At 62.9% G+C, this 12,119-nt stretch carries 10 protein-coding genes; 5 read left to right on the top strand and 5 right to left on the bottom strand.

Annotated elements, in window-relative coordinates; genetic code table 11:
• The first annotated feature begins 77 nt into the window (after positions 1 to 77).
• Complete coding sequence (locus tag IEQ11_RS19595) at positions 78 to 1,052, top strand: Nudix family hydrolase (protein ID WP_247024614.1); 975 nt, start codon at positions 78 to 80, stop codon at positions 1,050 to 1,052.
• Between the two features lie 150 nt (positions 1,053 to 1,202).
• Here IEQ11_RS19595 and coaE read toward each other — a convergent pair whose 3' ends face one another.
• Genes coaE through pilB form a run of 4 tightly spaced genes read right to left on the bottom strand, consistent with a single transcriptional unit; the run spans position 1,203 to position 5,723 of the window.
• A complete protein-coding gene (gene coaE / locus IEQ11_RS19590) occupies positions 1,203 to 1,823 on the bottom strand; it encodes a dephospho-CoA kinase (protein WP_191822054.1) in 621 nt (206 codons plus the stop codon).
• A gap of 3 nt (positions 1,824 to 1,826) precedes the next feature.
• On the bottom strand, positions 1,827 to 2,714 hold the full coding sequence (locus IEQ11_RS19585; RefSeq protein ID WP_191822053.1) for a prepilin peptidase: 888 nt from the start codon (positions 2,712 to 2,714) through the stop codon (positions 1,827 to 1,829).
• Between the two features lie 21 nt (positions 2,715 to 2,735).
• Positions 2,736 to 3,992, bottom strand: a complete 1,257-nt coding sequence (locus IEQ11_RS19580; RefSeq protein ID WP_191822052.1) for a type II secretion system F family protein — start codon at positions 3,990 to 3,992, stop codon at positions 2,736 to 2,738.
• A gap of 3 nt (positions 3,993 to 3,995) precedes the next feature.
• Positions 3,996 to 5,723 carry a type IV-A pilus assembly ATPase PilB gene (pilB, locus tag IEQ11_RS19575; protein ID WP_191822051.1) on the bottom strand — a complete coding sequence of 576 codons (1,728 nt, stop codon included), beginning with the start codon at positions 5,721 to 5,723 and terminating at the stop codon, positions 3,996 to 3,998.
• Between the two features lie 135 nt (positions 5,724 to 5,858).
• Here pilB and IEQ11_RS19570 point away from each other — a divergent pair, with 135 nt between their 5' ends.
• Genes IEQ11_RS19570 through IEQ11_RS19555 form a run of 4 tightly spaced genes read left to right on the top strand, consistent with a single transcriptional unit; the run spans position 5,859 to position 9,451 of the window.
• Entirely contained in the window at positions 5,859 to 6,752 is an 894-nt protein-coding gene (locus IEQ11_RS19570) for a glycosyltransferase family 2 protein (RefSeq protein WP_191822050.1), read from the top strand.
• Positions 6,743 to 7,444, top strand: coding sequence for a class I SAM-dependent methyltransferase (locus IEQ11_RS19565; RefSeq protein ID WP_191822049.1), 702 nt, complete (start codon positions 6,743 to 6,745; stop codon positions 7,442 to 7,444). Before IEQ11_RS19570 ends, IEQ11_RS19565 begins: the two co-directional genes overlap by 10 nt.
• Positions 7,434 to 8,294, top strand: coding sequence for a hypothetical protein (locus IEQ11_RS19560; protein ID WP_191822048.1), 861 nt, complete (start codon positions 7,434 to 7,436; stop codon positions 8,292 to 8,294). The genes IEQ11_RS19565 and IEQ11_RS19560 overlap by 11 nt, the downstream gene beginning before the upstream one ends.
• Complete coding sequence (locus IEQ11_RS19555) at positions 8,291 to 9,451, top strand: glycosyltransferase family protein (RefSeq protein ID WP_191822047.1); 1,161 nt, start codon at positions 8,291 to 8,293, stop codon at positions 9,449 to 9,451. Before IEQ11_RS19560 ends, IEQ11_RS19555 begins: the two co-directional genes overlap by 4 nt.
• A 722-nt stretch (positions 9,452 to 10,173) precedes the next feature.
• Here IEQ11_RS19555 and IEQ11_RS19550 read toward each other — a convergent pair.
• A complete protein-coding gene (locus IEQ11_RS19550) occupies positions 10,174 to 12,069 on the bottom strand; it encodes a hypothetical protein (RefSeq protein WP_191822046.1) in 1,896 nt (631 codons plus the stop codon).
• Positions 12,070 to 12,119: the final 50 nt, after the last annotated feature.

Genomic DNA, 12,119 nt, shown 5'->3' with positions numbered 1-12,119 from the left:
GCGGGAATCGGGAATCGGGAATCGGGAGTGGGAAAGCGAAAGCCGAGCCGACTTCCGCGTCTGACGCGGCCGCGGCCGTGGAACCCGAATCCCGAACCCCGAATCCCCAATCCAGGGTAGTGCACGTCGTCGCGGGCGTGATCCGCGACGCGCGCGGGCGCATCCTGCTCGCGCGCCGCACCGAAGGGCGCGATCTGGCCGGGCTGTGGGAATTTCCCGGCGGCAAGTGCGAGCCCGGCGAAACGCCGCAGGCGGCGTTGTCGCGCGAGCTGCACGAAGAGCTCGGCATCGAGACCGAGGTGGGCGCGCAGATCATCTGCGTGCCGCAGGCCTATCCCGACAAGCGGCTGATTCTGGACGTGCGCGAGATCCGCGCCTGGCGCGGCAGCGCGCGCGGCCTGGAAGGCCAGGCCCTGGCCTGGGTGCCGCCGCACAAGCTCGCCAGCTACGCGATGCCGCCGGCCGATCGGCCGGTGGTGGCGGCATTGGGGCAACCCGAGCATTACCTGGTCACCCCCGAGCCCGGCGACAGCGACGATGTCTGGCTGGCGGCGCTGTCGCGCTCGCTGGCCGCCGGTGTGCGGCGCGTGCAGCTGCGCGCGCCCGGCATGGCCGAAGAGCGCTGGCAGCGTCTGGCGGCCGCCGCGGTCAAGCGTTGCCGGGCCGCCAAGGCCGAGGTGCTGATCAATGGCGATCAGGCCTTGGCGCAGCAGCTGGGGGTCGGCATGCATCTGCGCGCCGCGCAACTGCGCGGGTTGCGCGAACGTCCCGTCGCCGCCGAACTGCCGCTGGCCGCGTCCTGCCACGACGCCGATGAGCTGCGCGCGGCGCAGCAACTGGGCTGCGATTTCGTCGTGGTCGGATCGATCAAGCCCACGCCCAGCCACCCGAGCGTGCTGGGAATCGGCTGGGAGGCCTTCGCGGCGCTGCGCGAGTCGGTGTCGCTGCCGATCTATGCGATCGGCGGATTGGAGCCGGGCGATCTGGACGAAGCCCGCCGGCATGGCGCGCAGGGCATCGCCGCGATCCGCAGTCTGTGGGCGACGGCCTGATCGGGCAGGGTGGGGGTTGCGGTCTCGGATCGAACGGCGTCGGGCCTCAAGGCTGTCTGGCTGGACTGTCGAAGCCGCGAAGGCTCAGTCGCTAGATGCTTGTGGCGGCGTCTTCAGGCCCGCTGTTCCCGGCCCGGTTCGTCCGCATCCTCAGGCCCGCGGACTCGCCGCCAAGGCGCGATAGCGCCGATCCAGTGCCTCGACCTGGACCTGCAGCGCCTCCAGCGCCCCGTCGTTGACGATCACATCGTCGGCGATCGCCAGCCGCGCCTCGCGCGTGGCCTGGGCGTCAATCATGCGCTGGGCCAGCTCGGCGTCGATCCCATCGCGACGCATCACCCGTGCCTGCTGCACCGCCACCGGCACATCGACCACCAGGCAGCGGTCCAGCCAGGGATAGGCCTCGCGTCCGCCGCCCTCGGCCAGCAGCGGGATCGCCGCGATCGCATACGCGCCGGGCGCGGCCGCGCATTGCTCGCGCAGCATGGCGCGCACCAGCGGATGGACGATGGCTTCCAGGCGTTTGCGCGCGGCGGGATCGGCGAACACGATCCGGCGCATCGCCGCGCGATCGAGCGCGCCGCGCGGGTCGAGGATGTCGTTGCCGAACGCCGCGACCACCTGGGCCAGGCCCTCGCTGCCGCCGGCGACCGCGGCGCGCGCGGCCAAATCGGCATCGGCGACGACGATGCCCAGCGTTTCGAAACGACGGGTGACCTCGCTCTTGCCCGAGGCGACACCGCCGGTGACGCCGACGCAGAACCCCGCCATGGCTCAGGCGAGTCCGGAAAACCGCAGGTAGGCCTGGAGCAGGGATTCGCCCCAGAAAAACACGATCCATCCGGCGATGGCGAGGTAGGGGCCGAACGGAATCGGGATGCCCATGTCGCGGCCCTTCACCGCCAGCCAGATCGAACCGATCACCGCGCCGACCAGGGACGACATCAGGATCGTCGGCAGCACGCCGTTGAGGCCGACCCAGGCGCCGAGCGCCGCGAGCAACTTGAAGTCGCCCTGACCCATGCCTTCCTGCGGGTCCTTGACCCGTCGCACGACCACTTGGTACTGCTTGTAGATCCAGTTGACCAGCCACAGGCTCATGTACCCGGCGATCGCGCCGAGCACCGCCGGCTTGACCTGGAAATACAGATTGTCGCTGGCGGCGATGATGCCCAGCCACATCAGCGGCAAGGTCAGGGTGTCCGGCAACAGCTGCGTGCGCAGGTCGATGCCCGACAGGATGATCAGGAAGCTGGTGAACACCATCGCGCCGAAGCCCTGCCAGCCGAAGCCGAAGCGGGCCACGCAGGCGACCATCAGCAGCATGGTCAGCAGTTCGACCGCCGGGTACTGGATCGAGATCGGCGCCTTGCAGTGGCGGCACTTGCCGCCCAGCACCAGATAGCTGAATACCGGGATGTTCTCGTACCAGGACAGCTGATGCTTGCAGTGCGGGCAGTGCGAGCGTTCGACCGCGATCCCCGGCGGTGGCGGATCGTAGATCTCCGGCAGGTCAAGCGCGTCGCGCGCGTCCTTCTTCCACTCCCACTCCAGTCGCTTGGGCAGGCGCAGGATCACCACGTTGTAGAAGCTGCCGAGCAACAAGCCAAGCCCGGCCGCGAGCGGGTACCCGAGGCCGGGGTTCTGATCTAGAAATGCCATTGGATGAGGATACTTCGCCGATCAGATGGTCGCAGCAAGTTTGAAGATCGGCAGGTACATGGCGATGACCATGCCGCCGACGATCACGCCGAGGATGACCATGATCAGCGGCTCCAGCAGGCTCGACAGCGCGTCGACCGCGTTGTTGACTTCCTGCTCGTAGAACTCGGCGACCTTGACCAGCATGGTGTCGAGCGCGCCGGCCTCTTCGCCGATCGCGGTCATCTGCACCACCATGTGCGGGAACAGGTTGACCTGCTTCATCGCCATGTTGACCTGGTAGCCGACCGAGACGTCGTCGCGGATGCGGTAGACCGCCTTTTCGTAGACCACGTTGCCGGTCGCGCCGGCGACCGTGTCGAGCGCCTCGACCAGCGGCACGCCGGCGCGGAAGGTCACCGCCAGGGTACGGGCGAAGCGGGCGATCGCCGCGTTGTGCAGGATCTGCCCGACCACCGGGATCTTGAGCATCGCCCGGTCGAGGAAGTGGGCGAAGGCGGGCGAGCGGTTCTTGGCCATGATGAAGGCGACCGCGGCGCCGACGACCAGGATCAGCACGGCCCACCACCACTTGATCATGAAGTCGCTCATGCCGATCACCATCAAGGTGAAGGTCGGCAGGTCGGCGCCGAAGCTCTTGAAGGTGGCCTGGAACTGCGGCACCACGAAGATCAGCAGGATGGCGCTGACCAGGATCGCCACGGCCACGACCGTGGCCGGGTAGAACAGCGCCTTCTTGATCTTGCCCTTCAGGGTTTCGATGTTTTCCTTGTAGCTGGCGACCGTGTCGAGCACGGTCTCGAGCACACCGGCCGATTCGCCGGCCTTGACCAGGTTGCGGTAGAGCTCGTCGAACTGGACCGGATGCTTGGACATGGCCTCGTGCAGCGACGAGCCGCTTTCCAGGTCGGCGCGCACGGTGTTCAGCAGCTTCTTCATGCGCGGGTTCTTGTGCCCTTCGCCGATGATCTCCAGCGAGGTCACGATCGGCACGCCCGACTTCATCATCGTCGCGATCTGACGGCTGAAGATGGCGATTTCACCGGGGGTGATGCGCTTGCCGGCGGCCCCGAACAGCGACTTGCCCTTGGGCTTGACCACGGTCGGGGTGATGCCCTGGCGACGCAGTTCGGCGCGCAGCAGGTTGGCGTTCTTCGCCGCCTGCTCGCCCTTCATCGTGATGCCGCGCTTGTCGGTGCCTTGCCAGACGAAGACGTCCAGGGGATTGGCGCGGCGTACCGGGGTGGGGGTCTTGGTGGCGGATCGAGTCGCGGACATGGGTTAGTCCTTGGTTACGCGGTTGATTTCGGCCAGGCCGGTGACGCCGTTCATCACCTTGATCAGCGCGGAGCGGCGTAGATCGGGCACGCCCGATCGGATCGCCGCGGCGGCGATCTGCATCGCATTGCCGCCTTCGAGCACGATGGCCTGGATTTCGTCGGTCATGGGCATGACCTGATAGATGCCGGTACGTCCCTTGTAGCCTTCGGTACAGTCCGGACATCCGACCGGCTCGTACAACTTGAAACCCGACGCGATCTCCTCGTGGGTGAACCCCTCGGCGAGCAGCGCGTGTTCGGGCAGATGCACCTCGCGCTTGCAGTCGTGCAGACGGCGGGCGAGACGCTGTGCGATCACCAGGGTGACCGACGAGGTGATGTTGTACGGCGCCACGCCCATGTTCATCAGACGGGCGATGGTCTGCGGCGCGTCGTTGGTGTGCAGGGTCGACAGCACCATGTGGCCGGTCTGGGCGGCCTTGATCGCGATCTCGGCGGTTTCGAGGTCGCGGATTTCGCCGACCATGATCACGTCCGGATCCTGACGCAGGAAGCTGCGCAGCGCGGCGGCGAAGGTCATGCCGCGCTTGACGTTCATCTGCACCTGATTGATGCCCGGCACGCGGATTTCGACCGGGTCCTCGACCGTGGAGATGTTGCGTTGTTCGTCGTTGAGGATGTTGAGCGCGGTGTACAGCGACACCGTCTTGCCCGAGCCGGTCGGGCCGGTGACCAGCACCATGCCGTAGGGCTTGACCACCGCGTTGACGAACAATTCCTTCTGATAGTCCTCGTAGCCGAGCTTTTCGATGCCCAGCCGCGCCGCGCTGCCGTCGAGGATACGCAGCACGATCTTCTCGCCGAACAGGGTCGGCAAGGTGCTCATGCGGAAGTCGATCTGCTTGGTCTTGGACAGGTTGAGCTTGATGCGTCCGTCCTGCGGCACCCGCTTCTCGGCGATGTCGAGCTGCGCCATGACCTTCAGGCGCGCGGCGATGCGCGGATGCAGCTTGTTCGGCACCTTGGCGACCTGCTTGAGCAGGCCGTCGATGCGCAGGCGCACCCGGTAGTCGGTTTCGTAGGGTTCGAAATGGATGTCGGACGCGCCGCGGCGGATCGCGTCGACCAGCACCTTGTTGATGAACTTGACCACCGGGGTGTCGTCGCCCTTGGCGTCGATGCCGGTGTCGCTGGTGGTGTTGAGGTCGTCGTCCTTGCCGATCTCCAGGTTGTCCAGGCCCTCGCCGTCGCCGACCGCGTCGCCGAGGGCGTCGGAGGTCTCCAGCCAGCGGTCCAGGGTGCGGCGGATCAGTTCCTCATCGACCAAGATCGCCTCGACCGCGGCATTGGTCTGGAACTTGATCTCGTCCAGGGCCTTGGTGTTGGTCGGATCGGCCAGGCCGATGAACAGCTTGTTGCCGCGCTTGAACAGCGGCAAGGCGTTGTGCTTGCGGATCAGCTCTTCGCTGATCGCCCGGATCGGGGCCTGGCCCGGATCCATGGTGCTCGGGTCGAACAGCGGCACGCCGAACTCGATCGAGTTGGCGGCGGCGAGCTGGGCCGGAGTGGCCAGGCGGTGTTCGGCCAGATAGGAGGCCAGCGGCTTGCGTTCGGCGCTGGCGGCGGTCATGGCTTCGCGCGCCCTGACCTCGTCCAGAGCCCCATCCATGACCAAACGCCGGGCAATGCCGGTGATTCCCACCAAGTTGGCGGTCGCGACAGTGGACATTACATCCCTCAGTTTTCCCCACCCTGACTTTACCTCAATCTCAGCTCTTGGCGAGCTGACCGCTGTCGCTATTCCGCGGATGGGCGGTGTCGACTGCGTTGAGGACAGGCTATTCTGCGCTCCCGGGGAGGTGGCATGCACGTATCAATTGTTTTACCGGCCAAGAACGAGTCGGAGGGGCTCCGGCGCACGTTGCCGGCATTGCGCCAGGCATTTCCGTCGGCCGAGGTCATCGTGGTGGACGACGGCTCGACCGACGATACCGCGGCGATCGCGGCTGAACTGGGCGCCCGCGTGCTCTCCTCGCCGTACTCGATGGGCAACGGCGCGGCGATCAAGCGCGGCGCGCGCGCGGCGTCGGGTGAGGTCATCGTGTTCATGGACGCCGACGGCCAGCACGACCCGGCGCATATTTCGCTGCTGCTGGAACGGCTCAACCATGGCTACGACATGGCCGTGGGCGCCCGTAATTCGGGCGGCCAGGCCAGTGTCGGCCGCGGCGCGGCCAACGCGCTGTATAACCGGCTGGCCAGTTGGATGACCGGGCACAAGGTCCAAGACCTGACCTCGGGCTTCCGCGCCGTGCGCGCGGCCAAGTTCCGCGAATTCCTGCATTTGCTGCCGAACGGTTTCAGCTACCCCACGACCAGCACGATGGCGTTCTTCCGCAGTGCCTATCCGGTGACCTACGTGCCGATCGAGGTCTCACGCCGGGTCGGCACCAACAGCCATATCCGGCCCCTGCGTGACGGTGTGCGTTTTTTGTTGATCATCTTCAAGATCGCCACGCTGTATTCGCCGCTCAAGCTGTTCGCGCCGACGGCGGTCGGCTTTGCGTTGCTGGGATTGGGGCACTACGCCTGGACCTTCGCGACCGAGGGGCGATTCACTAATATGAGCGCGTTGATGCTCAGCGCGGCGGTGATCGTATTTCTGATCGGCCTGGTGTCCGAGCAGATCACCGGCTTGACCTACCTGCATGGGCGGGACGCCGGGATCGATCCGGACGAGAAGCCGGAATGGCGTTAGCACAGGCTCGTGGCGGACTGCGTAGCCATTTTCGTGGCTACTCAGGCGCTCGCCCCGATGTCGTGCGCTTGCTTCCGCGCGAAAGCAAGAGGGTACTGGACGTGGGCTGCGGCGCCGGAATGAGCGCAGCGTTAATACGCGAACGTTGCCCTCACGCCCGCGTGATCGGGGTCGAGCCATCGCCGGAGCTCGCGGCACACGCGCGTGAAAATCTGGACGAAATCCTGCAGGGGCGGATCGACGACCTCGAAACCGTCCGCGAGCTGGCCGCGCAAGATCTATTCGACGCGATTATCTGCGCCGATGTACTCGAGCATCTGGCTGAACCTTTAACGGTGTTGAAGGCGCTGACGCAGCGCTTGGCTGACGGCGGATGCGTAATTACCAGCATCCCGAACGTTCGCCATCTCTCGACCTTCCTTGCACTGGGATTACTGGGCACGTGGCCGGCACGCGATCGCGGCATCCACGATCGAACACATCTACGATTTTTCGCGCGGGACGACATCATCCGCCTTGGCCGGTCGGCCGGCCTGGAACCACGTAGTGAACGCAGGAATGTGCGCCTGATCGAATCCAAGGCCTGGAGTCTGGTGCCGGCCAAGTGCCTGGATTTCTGGCCGTTCCGCGGATTCGTGACGTTCCAGTATTTGCACCGCTGGGTGCGGGCCGATCACGACCATGGCGGCTGATTCGGGCAAGTATTGGCGCCTGAGCCTGGGATATGCGCTGGCCGTGGCGGCATTGGTGTTCGCTGCGCACTACCTGGGCGTGCAGGGGCCGCAGTTTCTGCAAGCGATTTATGTCATTGATCCAAGCCGGCTAGCGCTGGCGTTTTTGCTGTTCACGCTCTCCCTGGTCCTCAACGCAGCCGCGTTTGCATTGGCCAATCGGGCGTTCGGCGTCAGCACTGCGGGCTTACGATTGAGTGGGGTGTGGCTGGCGACCTTGCTCGCCAAATACGTGCCAGTCGGCATCGGCCATATTCTCGGCCGTGGACTGATGTTGTCGGAATTCGGTATCGCTCCGCGGACGACGGTGATCGTCGGTGTGCTGGAGCAGGGGTTCTCGTTATTGATCTGTGCCGCGATCGCCTTGGCGGCATCTGCTTTGATGAGCCGAGCCGACTATGCCGTATGGATCGGCTTGGCTGCAGTATTAGGCATCGGTGTCTTGCTGTCGGCAGCCTGGGCGGTGCGCAATCGCATCGGAGTGAGAATCGTCCCTCTGAGTGCGTCATTGCTCGGCTATACCTTTGCGATGGCGCCTTATGCGGGTGCCTATGTGTTACTGGTCGAGCCCGCCAGCACACTGACTTTCATCCAGGCACTCTTCGCCGGCACAGTTGCCGGCGTACTCGCGATTATGGTGCCCGGCGGTCTGGGTGTGCGCGAATCGGTGATTGCCTCGATGTCCAGCGCCACCCAGGCAAGCACGGTCCTGGCGGGGGTTGCTTCAGCAAGAGCTTTGATTCTGCTCAGCGAATGTTTTGGGACTTTGGTTGGTCATGTATTGCTGCGTCGTGCCGGAGCTGTGCGATGACGCAGACCTTGATCGTTGGCGGCTTGCGTGCATCGGGGTCGGGCTATCCCAATGCCGAGCAGACTTTAAGGCTGCTGCAAGCCCATGAGGTAGTACGAATTCGCGATCTCGGTCGGGTATTGCCTCCGCAATTGCATCTGTGGACACTACGCCATCTTTCACCGCCAAAAAAATTGCGGGCGCTAGTAGGGCTGGGTGCAGGCAATTTGCTCAGCTTGGTACGAGTGCTCTGCGCGGTACGCGGCAGGAATATTCCCGTGTACGTGCCTTATCCCAGTGTCTTTTTCATGTGGCTGGCCTCGTGGCTGCCCAGGCGCGTGCGTCCTTATTGCATTGTGGACGCCTATATCTCGATATGGGATTCGATGTTTCGTGATCGCGATCGAACAGGTGGCGGCTCTGCTGCCTCACTATGGATCAGGCGCTTCGAAGCCCGCGCCCTGCGCGCTGCATCCATGGTCTTGGTGGATACTGAGGCCAATCGGCTTGCGATGATCGACGACTTCGCATTGCAGCCAAATCAAGTGCGATCATTGCCATTGGCTATCGATGAAGCTCCTTTTTTAGCCGTGCCATCCGGCGTACATGAGCGAGGCGAACCGCTGCGAGTGCTGTTCGTGGGTACGTTAATTCCGTTGCATGGCGTTCCGACGATCTTGGCGGCGATCCATAGACTGTTGAGCGATGATCGGCAAAGTTGTCGTTTCCACTTTCGATTCATTGGTGACGGCCAGCTTGGCCCGGCGTTGAATGACTTCATCGCCGAGCACGGCTCCGGGCGAGTGAGTTGGGTTCGGCAATGGCAATCGTTGGAAGCCGTGGCGACGGAGGTCGCCGATGCCGATATCTGCCTGGGTATATTCGGAGGGGACGGTAAGGCCGCGCGGGTTCTGCCGTTCAAGCTGTATATGTATTTCGCCGCGGGACGAGCTGTTATCAGTCAGGGCAAGATGTCGCTGCCGAACGGAGCGCCGCCCCCGCCGCTGGTGGCTATAGACACCGCGGATGGGATTGAACTGTCACGGGCACTGACGTCACTCGCCGACGATTCTCGCCACAGATATTCTCTGGCCCAACAGGCACGTGCTTACTTCACCGAGCATTTGGCGGCGGCTCGGGTGATTTCCGCATGGCGCTTGATCCTGTTGCGGGACTAACCATTGTCCGGTGGTCTATCTGACCTTCATCGAGTTCCGACAAGGGGCGGCGCGATGATCGCGCTTGTCTGTATTATTTGGTCGGCCGCAACGATTTGGATTGTCAGCGGTGACGGAACATAAGCCAGAAACCGAGTTGGGCACGGTCATACTTCGTGTCGATCTCTGGGGCTCCTCCTGCTGAAACGCGGGCAGTGGCATTGGAGGGCTGTAGCTGTATTGATCGCGCAGCAGTCTCAGGAGGCCGCAGGTGAAACAACAATGTCTCGGCCCCAATGCGCACCATACTGCGCTCCAAGTGACCGCGCGGATTGCTGTCATAGCTTGTGGGCTGCGGCAGTAATAAAAGCCAAGAAAAACACAAGCAGGCAGACGGCGAGCTGGCATAGCCTGTGCCGTCCGGCTTATTTTTATCGCTGCACCTTGGTTTTTTTCGTTTTAAGCGTCGGATTTTTTAGAACTTGGTATCCGCGATGCGGTTCCGGGTCTGTGACACTGTGTAACTATCGAGCGTTGCCAGGCAGTGCCGGTTTCAAGGACGCGGACCAGGGCGCTAAAAGCATTTCGCGAACTGGCCCTAAGATCGTCTGCCCGGCGTATCCCTCTTACCGACTCTTTCGTCCAACCGCTTCAAATGGCAGCGAGCCTCGTGGCGGTGGCATCGCGCGCGAGCGACTGAGCCGGCAGCGCACCTACCCTGCGAGCTTCCCTCATAGAGTCCATCACTGCTGCTGGAGCAACGTCCGGGTCTTGGCTAGCTCGGCCAGTCCCTGCTTGTCGTAGGGCTTGATCCGTTTTTCCAGCATTCCCACTAGTTGCTGCGCTTCGGCCTTCATCTTTCGACTCGCGTAGATCTGTGAGAGCAGCACACCTGCCGGAAGGTCGCCACTGGCTTTCCAGGCTAATTCGGCCTGCTTCTGTGCATCTTCAGATCGCCCGGCACGTAATAGCGTCTCCGCCGCCAGAAAGCGGGTCAGCCATTTTGCGCGCGATTGGTCCGGCTGATTCGAAGCGCGGTCGAGCATGGTGACAATGCCATCAGCGATCATCGAGTCGGTCAATTGACCGCAACCGCGCTCCCTGCTGAATCTTGTCAGCAATCGCAAGGCAGGAACTTCGGCCATGCTCAAGCTGGGCTGTGCTTGAGACACCGCTCGTTGGAGGTCCGTCGATGTCACGGTTTTGCCGGTCATGCAATCTAACGTCACCCAGCTAATGCGGCCAACCACTCGGTAGCGGGGATTGCTTCCACTGAGTAAATCGGCAAAAGCGTCGTAGGCTCCTTGAGGATTGGCGTGTTGCTGAAGCGCCATGGTGGCTCGTTCAAGCTGTGCCCGCATGGATCCTGGGTGATGCTTCAAGCCCTGCTCGAGCATTGTGTCTGGCGCGGCCCATACGTTGGCTCGGCCAGCAGTGGCGAACAAGAACGAAAGCGCGAAACCACCAACGATCAACGTGCCTAGCTGCTTAGGAGTGAAGATATTCAGCGGAAGTTCTTGGGGCAACAGTGCGACAAGACCTACCACCGCCAAGATCAGGCCGAGAGCCGGTAGATAGTTTCGGTGTTCGAAATAGAGCTCCAGGGGGATGATGCTCGACTCGATCCCGTGAGCGACGAGGAAAAAGAACCAGCCGGCGAAGAAGCTTGGCGCTCGCTTGCGCAATTTGACCGCTAATGCGCTGATTACCAGAAGTGCAAGGATCGATATCGCTGTCGTCACGGGTGCGAATAAACCACGCGACGGCACGAAGTCGTCGGTATACAAGCCCATCAGCGGCGTGCGGGGAATGAGAATGGTGAAGATGTAATCCATCAGCACCCGCGGCTGGGTCATCAGCCTTTCGATCAGAGTGAAATCGCGCTCGGAGTAACTGACCAATAGCTTGCTCGGGGCAAACAAGAAGGCCCCCGCTGCCGCCAGCAAAGGCAATACCAGAAAGGCCGCGAAAAACGCTTGCCTGATCCGCTTGTGCTCGGCCCGGGCTAGGAAGTACGCCAGTTCTATCACCAGGCACAGCGCCGGGGCGACAGCTGCGTTCTCTTTGCTCATCAGCCCGGCCAGCATGAATACGGGGAACAGCACGAACAGACTCGGCAGGGCTGCGGCTAATTTGCCCTCAATTAGCTGGCGTCGCGCGATCAGATACGTCCACAGCGAAAGCAGGACGAACAGCGTGCTCAACTGCGCCATGCGCTGTACAGAGTAGAGTACGGTGCTGGCGTTGATTGGGTGCAGCAACCACAAAGCGACCACTACGCTGGCAAGCAAATCGGCGCGCGCGGCCAAGCGCGGATCTTCAGCGAGAAGGCGGCGAACGACTTGCCAACCGATGAAGCCGCAAAGCAAATGGACGATTAGATTGCCGAATTTGTAAGCGAACGGAGTATGCCCACCAAGCTCCGCGCTGAGGAGAAAGCTGGCCATGGACAAAGGCCGTCCCATCATGCCGGACTGGTTGCCGAACATTACCGACTGCCAGCTTATTTCGCCCTTGAGCCAGCTTTCTACCGGACTGAGATTGGGTAGATCGTCAAATATGAACGGGCCGGATAGGCCTGCCCAATAGGCGAAAACGGCCAATGCCATCGCAGCAAGAAGCACAAGACGAGCGAGCATGAGTCTGTTCCAAAAATGGCTGGTGCAGACTATACGGACAGGTGAGCTTT

Origin of the sequence: Lysobacter capsici (assembly GCF_014779555.2) — a bacterium.
GTDB lineage: Bacteria > Pseudomonadota > Gammaproteobacteria > Xanthomonadales > Xanthomonadaceae > Lysobacter > Lysobacter capsici.
The sequence above is the reverse complement of the archived record's forward strand: the minus strand, read 5'-3'. Positions and strand labels throughout refer to the sequence as shown.